This is a genomic window from Pseudomonas sp. LBUM1674 (genome assembly GCF_059695635.1).
The window spans coordinates 903068-918384 of the sequence record NZ_CP166779.1; the positions used below are offsets into that span (position 1 = coordinate 903068).

The 15317-nt window shown below is 59.6% G+C and carries 15 protein-coding genes and 1 riboswitch; of the genes, 9 read left to right on the forward strand and 6 right to left on the reverse strand.

Annotated features, from left to right (window positions below; translation table 11 throughout):
* Nucleotides 1-26: 26 nt before the first annotated feature.
* On the reverse strand, nt 27-1535 hold the full coding sequence (mqo, locus tag ACA067_RS04165) for a malate dehydrogenase (quinone) (protein WP_497460720.1): 1509 nt from the start codon (nt 1533-1535) through the stop codon (nt 27-29).
* Nucleotides 1536-2274: 739 nt separating this feature from the next.
* Nucleotides 2275-2508, reverse strand: coding sequence for a hypothetical protein (locus tag ACA067_RS04170; RefSeq protein WP_497460721.1), 234 nt, complete (start codon nt 2506-2508; stop codon nt 2275-2277).
* Between the two features lie 199 nt (nt 2509-2707).
* Between ACA067_RS04170 and ACA067_RS04175 the strand changes: the two genes are divergently transcribed.
* Both ACA067_RS04175 and ACA067_RS04180 read left to right on the forward strand, forming a co-directional pair.
* Nucleotides 2708-3292, forward strand: a complete 585-nt coding sequence (locus ACA067_RS04175) for a YajG family lipoprotein (RefSeq protein ID WP_497460722.1) — start codon at nt 2708-2710, stop codon at nt 3290-3292.
* A gap of 297 nt (nt 3293-3589) precedes the next feature.
* Nucleotides 3590-3868, forward strand: a complete 279-nt coding sequence (locus tag ACA067_RS04180; protein ID WP_497460723.1) for a hypothetical protein — start codon at nt 3590-3592, stop codon at nt 3866-3868.
* A 159-nt stretch (nt 3869-4027) separates the two neighbouring features.
* Here the strand turns inward: ACA067_RS04180 and ACA067_RS04185 are convergent, their stop codons facing one another.
* Nucleotides 4028-5194: a 1-acyl-sn-glycerol-3-phosphate acyltransferase gene (locus ACA067_RS04185; protein WP_497460724.1), complete on the reverse strand. Its 1167-nt coding sequence runs from the start codon at nt 5192-5194 to the stop codon at nt 4028-4030.
* Between the two features lie 139 nt (nt 5195-5333).
* On the opposite strand from ACA067_RS04185, the gene ACA067_RS04190 reads away from it, so the two are divergent.
* The 4 genes from ACA067_RS04190 to ACA067_RS04205 all read left to right on the forward strand — a co-directional run bounded on the left by ACA067_RS04190 (nt 5334) and on the right by ACA067_RS04205 (nt 7418).
* Complete coding sequence (locus tag ACA067_RS04190) at nt 5334-5516, forward strand: CPXCG motif-containing cysteine-rich protein (RefSeq protein ID WP_008153387.1); 183 nt, start codon at nt 5334-5336, stop codon at nt 5514-5516.
* A 13-nt stretch (nt 5517-5529) separates the two neighbouring features.
* Entirely contained in the window at nt 5530-5790 is a 261-nt protein-coding gene (locus ACA067_RS04195) for a putative signal transducing protein (RefSeq protein WP_497460725.1), read from the forward strand.
* A 35-nt stretch (nt 5791-5825) separates the two neighbouring features.
* Nucleotides 5826-6449, forward strand: a complete 624-nt coding sequence (locus ACA067_RS04200) for an SOS response-associated peptidase (RefSeq protein ID WP_497460726.1) — start codon at nt 5826-5828, stop codon at nt 6447-6449.
* Nucleotides 6450-6599: 150 nt separating this feature from the next.
* Nucleotides 6600-7418 carry a M48 family metallopeptidase gene (locus ACA067_RS04205; RefSeq protein ID WP_150797326.1) on the forward strand — a complete coding sequence of 273 codons (819 nt, stop codon included), beginning with the start codon at nt 6600-6602 and terminating at the stop codon, nt 7416-7418.
* Nucleotides 7419-7547: 129 nt separating this feature from the next.
* On the opposite strand, the gene ACA067_RS04210 is transcribed toward ACA067_RS04205, so the two are convergent.
* The 3 genes from ACA067_RS04210 to ACA067_RS04220 all read right to left on the reverse strand — a co-directional run bounded on the left by ACA067_RS04210 (nt 7548) and on the right by ACA067_RS04220 (nt 10394).
* On the reverse strand, nt 7548-8132 hold the full coding sequence (locus tag ACA067_RS04210; RefSeq protein WP_497460727.1) for a TMEM165/GDT1 family protein: 585 nt from the start codon (nt 8130-8132) through the stop codon (nt 7548-7550).
* Between the two features lie 88 nt (nt 8133-8220).
* Nucleotides 8221-8345, reverse strand: a riboswitch (yybP-ykoY riboswitch).
* A 51-nt stretch (nt 8346-8396) separates the two neighbouring features.
* A complete protein-coding gene (locus ACA067_RS04215) occupies nt 8397-9395 on the reverse strand; it encodes a methyltransferase (RefSeq protein ID WP_497460728.1) in 999 nt (332 codons plus the stop codon).
* Between the two features lie 33 nt (nt 9396-9428).
* The gene (locus ACA067_RS04220; protein ID WP_497460729.1) at nt 9429-10394 is read right to left on the reverse strand and encodes a 2-hydroxyacid dehydrogenase; all 966 of its coding nucleotides are present in this window, start codon (nt 10392-10394) and stop codon (nt 9429-9431) included.
* A gap of 91 nt (nt 10395-10485) precedes the next feature.
* Between ACA067_RS04220 and ACA067_RS04225 the strand changes: the two genes are divergently transcribed.
* From ACA067_RS04225 to ACA067_RS04235, 3 genes are all read left to right on the forward strand, one after another.
* Nucleotides 10486-11115, forward strand: coding sequence for a LysE family translocator (locus ACA067_RS04225; RefSeq protein ID WP_497460730.1), 630 nt, complete (start codon nt 10486-10488; stop codon nt 11113-11115).
* A gap of 234 nt (nt 11116-11349) precedes the next feature.
* Nucleotides 11350-13032, forward strand: a complete 1683-nt coding sequence (locus ACA067_RS04230) for a fatty acid--CoA ligase (RefSeq protein ID WP_497460731.1) — start codon at nt 11350-11352, stop codon at nt 13030-13032.
* Nucleotides 13033-13370: 338 nt separating this feature from the next.
* Nucleotides 13371-15308 (forward strand): DUF1302 domain-containing protein, encoded by a 1938-nt coding sequence (locus ACA067_RS04235; RefSeq protein WP_497460732.1) that lies wholly within the window; start codon nt 13371-13373, stop codon nt 15306-15308.
* The last annotated feature ends 9 nt before the right edge of the window (nt 15309-15317 follow it).

The following is a 15317-nucleotide window of genomic DNA, read 5'->3' on the forward strand; positions in this document are numbered from 1 at the left end:
AACGGGGCGTTTTTTATACGGCCGAATCAGGCGTAGCTAGGCGTTTCGCTGCTTTCTTCGACCAGTTCCAGCGCGATGTTGTTCTGCACATTGATCTTGCGATACAGCGCAGCATCGGTTTCCAGAACCTTTTCCCGGGCCGGGAAGATTTCCGCCAGTTTGGCAGCCCATTCGCCGGAAGCTTTGTTCGGGAAACATTTTTCGATCAGCTCAAGCATGATCGAAACCGTCACCGATGCACCTGGCGAAGCGCCGAGCAGTGCCGCCAGGGAACCGTCCTGGGCCGCGACCAGTTCGGTACCGAACTGCAGGACGCCGCCTTTTTTCGGATCTTTCTTGATGATCTGCACCCGTTGGCCGGCCACTTCCAGACGCCAGTCTTCGGCTTTCGCCTGAGGGTAGAAGCGACGCAGGGATTCCAGGCGCTGCTCCATCGACTGCATGACTTCGCTGACCAGGTACTTGGTCAGGTCCATGTTGTTTTTCGCCACGGCCAGCATCGGGCCGATGTTACCGGCGCGAACCGACATCGGCAGGTCCATGAAGGAACCGTGCTTGAGGAACTTGGTGGTGAAACCGGCGTAAGGCCCGAACAGCAGGGACTTCTTGCCGTCGACCACACGGGTGTCCAGGTGCGGCACCGACATCGGTGGCGATCCGACTGCAGCCTGGCTGTAGACCTTGGCCTGGTGGTGCTTGACCACTTCCGGGTTGTCGCAGCGCAGCCACTGGCCACTGATCGGGAAGCCGCCGAAGCCTTTGCTTTCTTCGATGCCCGAAGCCTGCAACAGCGGCAGGGCCGCGCCACCGGCGCCGAGGAAGACGAATTTGGCATCGACTTCGCGGGTGTTGCCGCTGTTGACGTCCTTGATGCTGACGGTCCAGCCACCGTTGTTACGCTTGAGGCCGGTGACGCGCTTGCAGTACTTGACCTGGGCATCGGGGGCGCTGGTCAGGTGCTTGAGCAATTGATTGGTCAGGGCACCGAAATTGACGTCGGTGCCATTGATGACGCGGGTGGCGGCGACGACTTCGTCGGCCGGCCGGCCGGGCATCATCAGCGGCATCCACTCGGCCATGGTGGCCTTGTCTTCGGTGTATTCCATGTCCGCGAAGGCGTGATGTTTGCTCATCACCTCGAAGCGTTCCTTGAGGAAGGAAACGCCAGCGTCACCCTGGACGAAGCTCAGGTGCGGCACCGGGCTGATGAAGGTCTTGGACGAGCCGAAGGTGCCTTTTTTGGTCAGGTAGGTCCAGAACTGCTTCGACACCTCGAACTGGGTATTGATGTGCACGGCTTTCTTGATGTCGACGGTGCCGTCGGCGGCCTGCGGCGTGTAGTTGAGCTCGCACAGCCCGGCGTGGCCGGTCCCGGCGTTGTTCCACGGGTTCGAACTCTCCGCGGCACCGGAATCCATCAGCTCGACGACTTCCAGCTTGATCGCGGGGTCGAGCTCTTTAAGCAGTACAGCCAGGGTGGCACTCATGATGCCGGCCCCCACCAGTACTACGTCGACTGCTTCGTTATGCGCCATTTAACGCGTCTCCAAAATCTGCAGCACCAAATTGTCGGCATGGCTGCCAGGCGTTCAGGGGCGTGTCAGTGATGCCCCAGGTACCCATGGCAGTATCGCCATGTCCGAATCTTCGCAATTTTTCGCAACTTCGACGGACGCTACCGGCCGGGTCCAAAAAGAGTTACATGAACTCACTTCGACACGCGGTTGGCAATTCGACTTATGGTCGATACATCCGTTTGTGCAACCAAATCCGTAGCGGACAGGCTTCAGGCTCCGGTGTTCGAGGAATACTCGGTCCTGTGTCGTTGGGCTGTTTCAGACGCTAATGGTGCATGTTCAGACGCAAAACTATTCATTTGCTCGCCACACTCTTGTGAAGTTGTGAAAACCCGTTTTTTTCACGCTCTTTTGAAGACGTGAACCTCAAAAAGGGCTGTCCCAGCCTGGCACTGGGCCCGGATGGATGGCCGCCATGCAATACATGACAGTCAAAACGGGCAAACAGCTCAGTGACCGAGCGTAATGACAGCTCTGCAGATTCGCGAAAAGTGGGGGTTTTGCTTAAGGGACAGCAAGCACGCCAGCTTCACTCGATCTGTGTGGGCGGCTCTCTGTGGGCGGTGCGGGGTGCCAATACCTGGGCATTGACGATGCTGCGAGGCCCGATCAGGAGACGTCCTTATAATCGGGGGGAGATTGTAGCGAAGAAACGCAGGGAAATGGTCGAGTTTGATGAGTTTTATTAGGCGTTCGGTCAGGTGGTCAACAGATATTGCACCCGCGCGCGTGGTTGGCGCTGGTTGACGCGTGCATTGGCGGGCAGGGGATGGTGCAGCCAATTGAGGCGGATTTCCTCGATTTCGACCCAGCCATCGCCCATGGGCTGGAGGCTGCACTGCTTGAATGCCTGGCAATGGCCATTGCGGTCGAGCAGGGCGAAGCAGCGATGCAGCGGGCGTGGCGCGAACAGCGAGATGAGATAACGCATGGCGAAGTACCTTGGGGAGACTGCTGTGAAGATTGGCATTGAGTCGTGACGCGAAAGTGTATGGGCGATGACAGGTGTGTGACAGGTATCGCGGTCTGAAAGGTTTGTCGGACTTTTCCGTAATGGTTGCGCTGGTTCGCTGCAGTGGCGCACCGCTATACTGCGGGCTTGTTTGTGCCTGAATTCTGGAGAGAAGAGCATGTTGCAACGCCTGTTGTTCGGTTTGATTACTGTGACCAGTTTGACCCTGGTCGGCTGCGCCCACAGCCCGCAACAACTGAATCCGGAACCGAAGCTGACGACGCAGCTGGCGCCGGTCGGTCGTGGCCAGCCGGTGGTGGTGCGCGTGGTGGACGGTCGCCCGTCGCCAACCCTGGGCACCCGCGGTGGCTTGTATCCCGAGACCAGCGCAATCACCGTGCAGGGCGCGCAGATTCTGCCGAAGTTGCAGGCTCAGGCCGAAGCAGCCGTGCGGTTGCTGGGCTTTACCCCGACGTCCAACGCGCTGAATGCGCCGCAGCTGACCGTGACCCTGGCGGAGCTTAAATACCAATCGCCCAAGGAAGGCATGTACGTGACCGAGGCGACCATTGGCGCGACCTTCCGCTCCGATGTGCAGAACAACAACCGCCGTTACAGCGGCCGCTACGGTGCATCCCTGGATCAGCGTTTTGGTATGGCGCCCAATCAGGAAACCAACACCAAGCTGGTCAGTGATGTATTGAGCGATGCGTTGACGCGTCTGTTCAAGGATCCGACGATTGGCCAGATTCTCAACGAATAATGCGAGCCCCTTTGTAGGAGCTGGCTTGCCAGCGAAGGGGCCGTTGGATTTTGCGGTGATTTTGAGATCGCCTTCGCTGCGGTGCGGCGATCCGACAAGCCAGCTCCTACAGGGGGACGTTGGGTTCGGCGGATAGTGGACGACAGGCTGGCGGATCCGGATGACGCAGGACAGTAATCTGCCAAATGGTGAGTTATTTGTCGCAAAGGGCGGGGCAGCAGCGCAGGGCTTTCGGTAGAATCCGCGCCGCGGTCGTCGGTCCGGCGTCTGCCACACCTGTTTTTTCCGAGGTTCGTGATGTCGCTGCATTTGATGACGCTGTTTACCGCCCATCCCGCCAAATTGATCAACCTGCTGGCCTTGCTGTTTGCCTTCCCTGGCAGCTGGTTGCTGCATGCGACCCGTCGTCGTGAGCAGCGTGCGCTGGCGAGCATCGAGGCGCAGCGCCAGCGTCGTCCTGGCGAAGAGCCCAATCTGGATTGGGCGACCTTGCGCATGAACCGGTTTTTCTACCGCTTCGGTTTCGCCTGCCTGGGGGTGGCGTTGCTGGTGTCGTGGATCAGCACACAGGTCTAGATCGTTAGAAGCAAAAGATCGCAGCCTGCGGCAGCTCCTACAGGGACCGCGTCATTACGCAATTTTTGCGTTGAGCGCGGATTCCGTAGGAGCTGCCGCAGGCTGCGATCTTTTGATCTTTTGATCTTTTGATCTTTTGATCTTTTGATCTTTTGATCTTTAAAGCGCCAATCCCGCCTTCACCCGATATTGATTACGCACCGGCGTCGCATATTGCAGCACGAGGAACGGGCGATGTTCTTCCGGGCATGCCTCCAGGCGTCGTTGCCATTCCTCCTGCGCCTTGACCAGTTCATCGGCCGTGAACACTTCGGTGGCTTTCGGCACCTGCAATTGCGGGTCGGCGTCTTTCCACTGTGCATACGCCAGGTAATGCACCGGGAATAACCGATAGCCGCCGAGAATCTGCTTGTCCATCTCGATCGCCAATTGCTTGGTGTCTTCGAACAGCTGCGTGATCGGCGCGGCGAAGTTCACATGGACGCGGCCCTTGTAGCCGGTGATGCCCTTGGCGATGCTCACGTCGTCCTCGCCCGGCGCTTTGGTGTAGCTGCCAGTGGTGGCGCGGATGAACAGCTCGCGAGCCTTGGCCTGGTCGCACGGGTCGTACTCGTAGCTGATCGACACCGGGGTGACGTTCAGCGAGCGGATGACTTCGCCGAACGGCTCGTCCTTGCGGCTCATGTGGAACATCTTGAGGATCGCCGATTCGGTGCGATCGTCGCCGTCCTTGGCCCTACCTTCGGCCTGGGCGATCCAGATCGATGCGCAATCATTGCGGATCGAGTGGTTGATATAGGCCGACAGCAGTTGATAGGCCGCCATCTTCTCGCGCCGACCGCTGATCGAACGGTGCACGATGAAACTCTTGTTCAGGCGCATCAGGTCGCTGACGAAGGGCTTTTGCAGCAGGTTGTCGCCAATCGCGATGCGGGGTGTCGGCAGGCCGGCGTGGTACACCGCGTAGTTGACGAAGGCCGGGTCCATCACGATGTCGCGATGATTGGCGATGAACAGATAGGCGCTGCCGGACTTGAACTGCTCGACGCCGGTGTACGTCACGCCGTCGGTGGCCCGCTCGATGGTGTGGTCGACGTAGAACTCGACTTTGTCCTGCAACGTGGCCACCGAATTGACGCCGGCGAACTCACGGCGCAGCCGATGAGCTATAAGAGGTTTGAGCATCCAGCCGAAGGCACCGGCATAACGCGGGAAGCGGAAGTGGATGAGGATATCTAGAAACGCCTTGTCACCAAGCAGCCGGTTCAGCACTGCCGGGACTTCGCTATCGTCGTAAGGTCGGATGGCATCGAATTCGCCCATCATGCTCTCTTGTTGGAAACGGCTAGGGTAAGTAAAGGTTTTGATCGAAAACCAACGGGGCACGGTCTGAAAAGGTAGCCAGACAAAAATAGCCCTGCAAATAGACCGGCGATTATACGCACAAGTCACCCGGGAGACCGCGATGCTGGAAACCGAGCGCTACGAATGTCCGTATTGTGGTGAAGAGGCTGAAGCTGTTCTGGACTTGTCCGGCGGCGATCAGACGTATATCGAAGATTGCCCGGTGTGTTGTCGCCCCATTACGTTTGTCCTGCAGACCGACGGTCAAGAATGGTTGCTCGAAGTTCACAGCGAAAACGAATGAAAAGGGGCGCCCCATGCAGCGAATCTACGAGCCGGAAAACCTGATGGAAGGGGAGCTGCTGCAAGGCATGTTGGCCAGCGAGGGCATCGAGGCGCATCTGGTGGGACGTGATTTGATCGGGGGCACCGGCGAATTGCCGATCTTCGGTCTGCTGGGGCTGTCGGTCGATAACGATCAGGCTGACTACGCCAGGGAACTGATCACTGCGTACAATGCAGCACTGCCGCTGTCCGGCGATGAACCGGAGAGTTTTCCCGGCACGCTGGTCTGTTAGGCTGGTGTTCGTTTTATCTAGAGTTGTGTTGCCCCATGTGTGGACGTTATGCCCTATTTCGCTGGAACCCGGCCTTCGCGGCCCTGCCTGGTTTCCCCGCCGATCAACAGGCCCAGTGGAATATTTCTCCCAACGATTCGGTGTTGATGCTGCGCGCCGGCAGTGATGGCCAGCGTGAGTTGGCCCGTGCCCGTTGGGGGCTGACCCCACCGTGGCTGACCGACCTGTCCCGCACCCCGGCCCATGCCCGCGCCGAAACCGTGGCCGAACAGCCGATGTTCCGCGAGGCCCTGCGTTCGCGTCGCTGCCTGCTACCGGCCAACGGTTTCTACGAATGGCGCGGCACCACCCGCAAGCGTCCTTACTGGCTGACCCCGGCGGAGGGCTCGGCGCTGTTTTTTGCGGCGATCTGGGAAGCCTATCCGGTGCAGGAACAGGTATGGTTGAGTACGGCGGTGATCACCCAGCCGGCGGCGAGCCAACGTCGGCCGCTGATTCTCGACGCAGCGGGGCAGGAGGCATGGCTCAATCCTGAGACACCGCTGCATGGGTTGCAGGCGTTGCTTGCCAGAGAGCCCGCGACGTTGCGCGAGCGGGTGCTGGCGAACATGGTGAATGATCCGAAGCTCAATGGGCCGGAGTGTTTGACCCCGGGTTAATGGAGCGTTTGTGCTGACGCCATCGCGGGGAAGTTTTTTTACTGCAGCGATGGGAGCTTTATCCGAAATATCAGTCTGCATATCTGATGTATCTGGCGCCGATACCAATCCACGCCTAGGATACCCGGCATGTTTTCAGGGAGTTTTTTGATGAGCAAGACATTGGTTTTGTGTGCGCTGAGCGCAGGTTTGCTGCTCGCCGGTTGTCAGTCGGTCAATACCACCAGCGGTGGCGCTGTGGGCGTTGAGCGCAAGCAGTACATGTTCAGCATGTTGTCGACTGATGAGGTCAACCAGATGTATGCCCAGTCTTATCAAAAGACAGTGGGCGAGGCGACCAGCAAAGGTGTGCTGGACAAGACCAGTAACGACGCCAAACGCGTCCAGGCGATTGCCGATCGGCTGATTGCCCAGGCGCCGAAATTTCGTCCGGATTCGGCGCAGTGGAAGTGGGAAGTCAATCTGATCAAGAGCGATGAACTCAACGCCAATTGCGGGCCTGGCGGCAAGATCATTTTCTACACCGGGCTGATTGACAGCCTGAAACTGACCGACGATGAAATTGCTGCGATCATGGGCCATGAAATCGCCCACGCCCTGCGCGAGCACGGTCGGGAAGCGATGTCCAAGGCCTACGGTATCGAGATGGCCAAGCAGGGTGCAGGTGCCTTGTTCGGCCTGGGCCAGGATAGCCTGGCGCTGGCGGACACCGTGGCCAACTACGGCATGACCCTGCCCAACAGCCGTTCCAATGAAAACGAGGCGGACCTGATCGGCCTGGAACTGGCCGCACGCGCCGGTTACAACCCGAATGCCGCGATCACCCTGTGGAACAAGATGAGCAAGGCCTCGGAAGGTTCGCCACCGGAGTTCATGAGCACTCACCCGGCTTCGTCGAGTCGTATCGCTTCATTGCAGGCAGCGATTCCGAAGGTCATGCCGCTGTACGAGCAAGCCAAGAAATCCTGAGCCGATGATCGTTCCCACGCTCCGCGTGGGAATGCCGCCCTGGACGCTCTGCGTCCGCTTTAACGTCGTGACGCGGAGCGTCACGGGATGCATTCCCACGCGGAGCGTGGGAATGATCAGCGTGTGGAGTTACAACCACCCACTGCTCTGCATCGCCTTGTACACCGCGACAATGGCCAGGATGAGGAACGCCGACGCCGCCAGGCGACGGATCAAGGTCAGTGGCAATTTGTCCGCGGCAAAGTTACCCGCCAGTACCACCGGCACGTTGGCAATCAACATGCCGGCGGTGGTGCCGATGATCACCAGCCACAGGTCCGGGTATTGCGCGGCGAGCATCACGGTGGCGACCTGGGTCTTGTCACCCATCTCCGCGAGGAAAAACGCAATCAGCGTCGTCAGGAACGGTCCGAACTTGCGGGCGGTGCTGGCTTCGTCGTCGTCCATCTTGTCCGGCACCAGGGTCCACAGCGCCGTCGCGGCGAAGCTGGCGGCGAGGATCCAGTGCAGCGTCGCATTCGAGAAGAAACTGCCGAACCAGGCGCCTACCGCACCGGCTGCCGCATGGTTGGCCAGGGTCGCGGCGACGATGCCGGCGATGATTGGCCAGGGTTTGCGAAAACGGGCAGCGAGAATGAGCGCGAGCAGTTGCGTCTTGTCGCCGATTTCGGCCAAGGCAACGATTGCGGTAGGAACGAGTAGAGAATCCAGCATCAGGGTTTTCCTAAGGGGCGGGTCGACACGGCTATGACACGTACAGCCTTCCCGCCCCGGGTAAGGTGTTCGTGTCATAGGTCTTGTCAAACCCTGCGTTCCGTCTGATGCGGACGCTTGGGTCGCATACGCCATGGTCTTTTGACCAAGTATGTTGACGTATGCCGGACGAGCATGGCGCTCGTGGGAGACTACTCCCCTAGGACGGAGCGGATTCTGCCTAGGCAAATCCGATTGGGCAAGCCTCTTTTTTTAAAAGAAGTGTCAGCCGCGCTTGGCCCGGTAGATTCTGAACCCTTGCCCCTCGGCCTTGATTGCACAGACACCCAGGTGCTCTTCGATCAATGGTTGATACTTCAGGAAGCTGTTCGCTACCAACCGCAGTTCGCCACCATTTTTCAGATGTTTGGCTGCTTTTCGCAGCAAGTTCTCCGTAGCGTGATAATCGGTATGGACCCCGACATGGAAGGGCGGGTTGCTCAAGATGGCACTTAAACCCATGGGGGCGGCATCGATTCCGTCACCGGTAATAACGTCCGCCTCAAGACCGTTGGCAGCCAAGGTCAGACGACTGCTGGCAGCGGCAAACGCATCCACATCAAGCAAAGTGACCAGGTTGTGCGGATAACGACGTTTCACCGCCGCCCCCAACACACCGGCGCCGCAACCGAAGTCCAGCAGGTGGCCGCTCGGCAACTTATCCAGGTGTTCCAGCAGCAAGGCGCTGCCGCGATCCAGCCGGCCGTGGCTGAACACACCTGGCAGGCTGATGACTTTCAATGGGCCTTCGGCCAGCGGCAGTTCATATTCCTGGGCCAGGCTTTCCAGTGATTTGGCTTGCGGCGCATTGGCCACGGTGACCTGCCACAGCTGGCAATGCCGTGCGCTGTCGAGTTTGCGCGGTTTGCCGAACGGGTTCAGTTGCTTGGCCGCACCCTCGATGCCACTGCGTTTTTCGCCGACCAGATACACCTCGCGACCGGCCAGGCGCGAGGCGACGGCATTGAGAATGTAATCGGTCAGGTCCTTGGACTTGGGCAGAAACACCACGGCAGTATCGAACTCACGCTCCGGCACCGTTACGCCAAAATAGCTGCGCTCGGCGAACCGCGCGTCCAGCGCCGCTTGATCGCCGGCATGCCAGCACCAGCCATGGGCCTCGGGCAGACGGCCCAGCAGATCGTCGGCGGGCAAGCCGGCCAGCAACACCGAACCCTGGAATAACTCAGCCTGACGAAGCAGTACTTCACTGCGCGGATCCATACTCTGCTCCTTGAAAAAAAGTGCCGCAGTTTATCAACTGACGACCCGCAGCGCTGTACCGCTGAAATATCCCTGAGCATTCTCGGTCAATTGGCCAACGATCCGCTGCCGCGCTTCGCGACTGCCCCAGGCATTGTGCGGAGTGACGATCAGTCGTGGGATGTCCTGGGCCAGCAACGGGTTGCCAGCGGTCGGTGGCTCGACGCTCAGCACGTCGGTGGCCGCGCCGCCCAGATGACCGTTGCGCAAGGCATCGGCCAAGGCCTGTTCGTCGATCAGGCCACCGCGAGCGGTGTTGACCACGAAGGCGCCGGGTTTCATCGACGCAAGTTCACGGGCACCGATGAAGTGGCGGGTGTGTTCGTTGAGCGGGCAGTGCAGGGTCAGCGCGTCGATTTGCGGCAGCAGCACATCCAAAGGCAAGCGATCCGGCCGGGCCGGGCGTCCCGGAATCTGCCCCAGCAACACGCGCATGCCGAACGCTTCGGCCAGCCGTGCGACCGCGCCGCCCAATTCGCCGTGACCGAGCAAGCCGAGGGATTTGCCTTCCAGTTCGACAATCGGATAGTCCAGCAGGCAGAACTGTTTCGCCTGCTGCCAGCGACCTTCGCCGACGGCTTTCTGATAGTCGGCCAGGCGTGTCGCCAGATTGAGCAGCAACATGATCGTGTGTTGAGCCACCGACGGCGTGCCGTAACCCTGACAGTTGCACACGGTTATGCCATGGGCGCGGGCAGCGACGAGGTCGACGTTGTTGGTGCCGGTGGCGGTGATCAGGATCAACTTCAGCTCGGGGCTGGCGGCAATGGTATCGGCATCGATCGGGATTTTGTTGCTGATGGCGACGGTGGCGCCCTTGAGGCGGTCGATGACCTGGTCAGGCGTGGTCTGCGCGAACAGCTGCAGTTCGCTGAAACAGGCGCGCAACGGGCTGAGGTCGAGATCGCCCAGGTCCAGGGAGGGATGGTCGAGGAAAACGGCGCGGCGAGAGTTCGTCATCAACTGTACCTTTTGTGCGTTGAACTGAAGGCGTAATCTGCCGAGCCTACCAGATGAAACAAACAGTTACGCTTGGCCAAAAGGAGTTCCCATGTACTGGACAGAGTTCTTGACCGTTGCCCTGATTCATTTGCTGGCCGTCGCCAGCCCCGGCCCGGACTTTGCCGTGGTGGTCCGTGAAAGCGTGACCCACGGTCGTCGCGCCGGCACCTGGACGGCGCTGGGTGTCGGCACGGCCATTTTCCTGCACGTCGGTTACTCGTTGCTCGGCATCGGTCTGATCGTGTCGCAGTCGATCGTGTTGTTCAACGCCTTGAAGTGGGCCGCTGCCGCTTATCTGTTGTATATCGGCTTCAAGGCCCTGCGCGCGCAGCCGGCCAGGCCGGTGAAGGACGATCTGCACCAGGAAGCAGGCGAGCGTACGGCCCGTGGTGCCTTTACCTCGGGTTTCGTGACCAATGGCCTGAACCCGAAAGCCACGCTGTTCTTCCTGTCGCTGTTCACCGTGGTGATCAATCCGCACACGCCGCTGGCGGTACAGGCGGGCTACGGGCTCTATCTGGCGCTGGCCACGGCGGTGTGGTTTTGCCTGGTGGCGATGCTGTTCAGCCAGCAGCGTGTCCGCGCCGGTTTCGCGCGCATGGGCCATTGGTTCGACCGGACCATGGGCGCGGTGCTGATCGCCATCGGTGTGAAGCTCGCGTTTACCGAGATGCATTGATCGCCTGTAGGAGCTGCCGAAGGCTGCGATCTTTTGATTTTCAGCGGTATTGAAATCGCCAAAGATCAAAAGATCGCAGCCTGCGGCAGCTCCTGCATTTGCAATGTGGATGATGGCGCAACGCTATCATTTGCTCGGTCGTGCAAATCATTCCTTTGGCTGATTTGGCTGGCGCCCAAGGGCACTAGAGTGCTTACTTTCAGTCACGACCGTGTAGTCAGAAAAGGGATTCTTATGTTGCAGACTCGCGTTATCCCCCCAGCCGAAGGCGCTTACCAGTATCCGCTGTTGATCAAACGGCTGTTGATGTCCGGCGCGCGTTACGAGAAAACCCGCGAGATCATTTACCGCGACCAGTTGCGCTACAGCTATCCGACTCTGATCGAACGGGTCGCACGGCTGGCCAACGTACTCACGGCAGCCGGCGTCAAGGCCGGCGATACCGTAGCGGTCATGGATTGGGACAGCCATCGATACTTGGAGTGCATGTTCGCCATCCCGATGATCGGTGCGGTGATCCACACCATCAACGTGCGCCTGTCTCCGGAGCAGATCCTCTACACCATGAACCACGCCGAGGACCGCTTCGTGCTGGTCAACAGCGAGTTCGTCGGACTGTACAACGCGATTGCCGGGCACCTGACCACGGTAGAGAAGACGCTGCTGCTGACCGATCTGCCGGAAAAAACCGCCGACTTGCCGAACCTAATCGGCGAGTACGAGCAACTGCTGGCGGCCGCGAGCACCCGGTACGACTTCCAGGACTTCGACGAAAACTCGGTCGCGACCACCTTCTACACCACCGGCACCACCGGCAATCCCAAAGGCGTGTATTTCACTCATCGGCAACTGGTGCTGCACACCATGGGGGTGTCGACGATCATGGGGGCCATCGACAGCGTAAGACTGCTGGGCACCAACGACGTGTACATGCCCATCACCCCAATGTTCCATGTGCACGCCTGGGGCCTGCCGTATGTGGCGACCATGCTCGGTCTCAAGCAGGTCTATCCCGGTCGCTATGACCCGGAATACCTGGTGGAGCTGTGGCGTAAGGAGAAGGTCACCTTTTCCCACTGCGTGCCGACCATTCTGCAAATGGTCCTCAATTCCAAGGCGGCACAAGGCACGGATTTCGGCGGCTGGAAGATCGTGATCGGCGGCAGTGCGCTGAACCATGCGCTGTACGAAGCGGCCAAGGCCAAGGGCATTCAGCTGACCGCCGCCTACGGCATGTCGGAAACCGGGCCGCTGGTGTCGTGCGCGCACCTCAACGATGAACTGATGGCCGGCACCGAAGACGAACGCACCACGTACCGGATCAAGGCCGGTGTGCCGGGGCCCCTGGTAGAAGCGGCCATCGTCGACACCGACGGCAACTTCCTGCCCGCCGATGGCGAGACCCAGGGCGAACTGGTGCTGCGTGCGCCGTGGCTCACCGAGGGATATTTCAACGAGCCGCAGAAGGGGGCCGAACTCTGGGCCGGGGGCTGGCTGCACACCGGTGACGTGGCGACCCTGGACAGCATGGGGGTGATCGACATTCGCGACCGGATCAAGGACGTGATCAAGACCGGCGGTGAGTGGATTTCCTCACTGGACCTGGAAGACCTGATCAGCCGCCACCCGGCGGTACGCGAAGTAGCAGTGGTGGGCATTGCCGATCCGCAATGGGGCGAGCGGCCGTTTGCCTTGCTGGTGGTCCGCGAAGGCCAGGTTATCGGGGCCAAGGAACTCAAGGAGCACCTCAAGCCATTCGTGGAGCAGGGGCACCTGAGCAAGTGGGCCATTCCGAGCCAGATCGCCCTTGTTACTGAAATTCCCAAGACCAGTGTCGGCAAACTCGACAAGAAGCGGATTCGCGTCGACATCACCGAATGGCAAGCCAATAACAGCACCTTCCTCTCGACGCTTTAAGCGTCCCCTGGCGTGCCCGAAAAGGCACGCCAGGCCCACCAAGCAAGCGCTTGGCTTGTGAAATCCGAATTTTCAGCCATCCTTGCCGTGCCGACAGGTGTCGGATTGGCGAAAGGACTGTTCCAGAGTGGTTGGCCGCTGCAAATCACACTTTAGAGGGATCAAGCAGTACTACCTGCTGGCTATAGTCCGCTCAAGGATTTTTAAGAACGGAAGCACACGCACACACCGGGGCGATGCAACTTTGGAATGACTTAGGGCCACCTTGGCGCCCAGTCATCCATCGCGTTTTTAAGAGTGCTAATTGCCATAACAATAATGCACATGGAGTAGCGTCGATGACATCAGTAAACCAGTTCTGGCGCAGGGCGAAACTGCCCCTGGCGGTCAGTCTTGCCTCTACGCTCGCCGGGCCAGCATTCGGCGTCAGTTTCAACGTTGGTGAGATCGAAGGTCAGTTCGACTCATCCCTGTCGATCGGAGCCAGTTGGTCTACCGAGAGTGCCAACAAGAACCTCATCGGCGTCAACAACGGCGGTCGCGGCCTGTCCCAGACCTCCGATGATGGTCACTTGAACTTCAAGAGCGGGGAAACGTTCTCGAAGATCTTCAAGGGTATCCATGACCTTGAATTGAAATATGGCGACACCGGCGTTTTCGTCCGTGGCAAATACTGGTATGACTTCGAACTCAAGGACGAAAGCCGTCCGTTCAAGGACATCAGCGACAGCAACCGCAAGGAGGGCGCCAAGTCCTCCGGCGGGCAGATCCTCGATGCCTTCGTCTACCACAACTACTCCGTTGCCGATCAGCCGGGCTCCGTGCGTCTGGGCAAGCAGGTCGTGAGTTGGGGTGAAAGTACCTTCATCGGCGGCGGCATCAACTCGATCAACCCGATCGACGTTTCCGCTTTCCGTCGTCCAGGCGCCGAGATCAAGGAAGGCCTGATCCCGGTCAACATGTTCTACGTGTCCCAGAGCCTCACCGAGAACCTCTCGGCCGAAGCCTTCTATCAATTGGAATGGGACCAGACCGTTACCGACAACTGCGGCACGTTCTTCTCGCAACCGGACGTGATCTCCGATGGCTGCGACAACAACCTCGCGGTATTGCGCACCCGCAACGGCCTCAACGGTGCACTGGCGGCTGCGGGGCTGCCGGCTGGGCTGCGTAATGCCAGCATCAACACACTCGCTGCCAGGGGCGTGACCTGGGGCGATCCGGATGAAGGCGTGATCGTTCGTCGTGGTCCGGATCGCGATGCACGGGACAGCGGCCAGTTCGGTGTGTCCTTCAAATACATGTTCGATCCGCTGGACACCGAATTCGGCGCCTATTTCATGAACTACCACAGCCGTGCACCGATTTTCAGTGGTCATGGCGCACCGGCGAGCGCCTACAGTGGAGCAGGTCTGGTGGGGGGGCTGGTGGGCGCCGGTGTACCACTGGGTGTCGCCGCTGGCCTGGCTCCAACTTTGCTGCCGTTGGTGGTGGCGGGCAACTCCAGCTACTACGTCGAATACCCTGAAGACATTCGCCTGTACGGTCTGAGCTTCTCCACCACATTGCCTACAGGTACTGCGTGGAGTGGTGAAGTCAGCTACCGGCCGAATGCGCCGGTTCAGCTCAACACCACCGACATCCTCTTTTCCGGCCTGACGCCGCTGAACCCTAACGTCTCCGTGCTTCAAGGGCAGCCAGGGCAGGATCAACAAGGCTATCGCCGCAAGGAAGTGACCCAGCTGCAGACCACCCTGACCCACTTCTTCGACCAAGTGATGGGCGCCGAGCGCCTGACTCTGGTGGGCGAGGTCGGCTTTACTCACGTCGGCGGCCTGGAAAGCACTTCCAAGGCGCGTTACGGCCGAGACCCGAGCTATGGCCCTGGTCCGTTGAATGCTGGCCAGTGCGTGGCACTGAATACTTCCACGCTGGCTGGCGGACCGCAAAACAACGTCAGTCGCTATTGCGAAAACGATGGTTTTACCACCGCCAACTCCTGGGGTTATCGCGGTCGTGCGATCTGGGAATACAACAGCGTATTTGCCGGGGTGAACCTCAAGCCGAACGTGGCCTGGTCCCATGACGTTGAAGGCTACTCGCCTGGCCCTGGCGGCAACTTCGAGGAAGGTCGCAAAGCGGTCAGCCTGGGCGTCGATGCCGAGTACCAGAACACCTACACCGCGAGCCTGGCATACACCAACTTCTTCGACGGCAAGTACACCACCACGGATGACCGCGACTTCGTTGCGCTCAGCTTCGGCGTGAACTTCTAAGCACTGTAT

Bases quoted from the DNA above. Each gene is read 5' to 3' on its own strand.
- ACA067_RS04190 (WP_008153387.1), top strand. From the start codon at position 5,334: ATGCTGGAAACCGAGCGCTACGAATGTCCGTATTGTGGTGAAGAGGCT.
- ACA067_RS04225 (WP_497460730.1), top strand. From the start codon at position 10,486: ATGTACTGGACAGAGTTCTTGACCGTTGCCCTGATTCATTTGCTGGCC.
- ACA067_RS04220 (WP_497460729.1), bottom strand. From the start codon at position 10,394: ATGACGAACTCTCGCCGCGCCGTTTTCCTCGACCATCCCTCCCTGGAC.
- ACA067_RS04210 (WP_497460727.1), bottom strand. From the start codon at position 8,132: ATGCTGGATTCTCTACTCGTTCCTACCGCAATCGTTGCCTTGGCCGAA.
- ACA067_RS04185 (WP_497460724.1), bottom strand. From the start codon at position 5,194: ATGATGGGCGAATTCGATGCCATCCGACCTTACGACGATAGCGAAGTC.
- ACA067_RS04230 (WP_497460731.1), top strand. From the start codon at position 11,350: ATGTTGCAGACTCGCGTTATCCCCCCAGCCGAAGGCGCTTACCAGTAT.
- mqo (WP_497460720.1), bottom strand. From the start codon at position 1,535: ATGGCGCATAACGAAGCAGTCGACGTAGTACTGGTGGGGGCCGGCATC.
- ACA067_RS04215 (WP_497460728.1), bottom strand. From the start codon at position 9,395: ATGGATCCGCGCAGTGAAGTACTGCTTCGTCAGGCTGAGTTATTCCAG.
- ACA067_RS04170 (WP_497460721.1), bottom strand. From the start codon at position 2,508: ATGCGTTATCTCATCTCGCTGTTCGCGCCACGCCCGCTGCATCGCTGC.
- ACA067_RS04195 (WP_497460725.1), top strand. From the start codon at position 5,530: ATGCAGCGAATCTACGAGCCGGAAAACCTGATGGAAGGGGAGCTGCTG.
- ACA067_RS04235 (WP_497460732.1), top strand. From the start codon at position 13,371: ATGACATCAGTAAACCAGTTCTGGCGCAGGGCGAAACTGCCCCTGGCG.
- ACA067_RS04180 (WP_497460723.1), top strand. From the start codon at position 3,590: ATGTCGCTGCATTTGATGACGCTGTTTACCGCCCATCCCGCCAAATTG.
- ACA067_RS04205 (WP_150797326.1), top strand. From the start codon at position 6,600: ATGAGCAAGACATTGGTTTTGTGTGCGCTGAGCGCAGGTTTGCTGCTC.
- ACA067_RS04175 (WP_497460722.1), top strand. From the start codon at position 2,708: ATGTTGCAACGCCTGTTGTTCGGTTTGATTACTGTGACCAGTTTGACC.
- ACA067_RS04200 (WP_497460726.1), top strand. From the start codon at position 5,826: ATGTGTGGACGTTATGCCCTATTTCGCTGGAACCCGGCCTTCGCGGCC.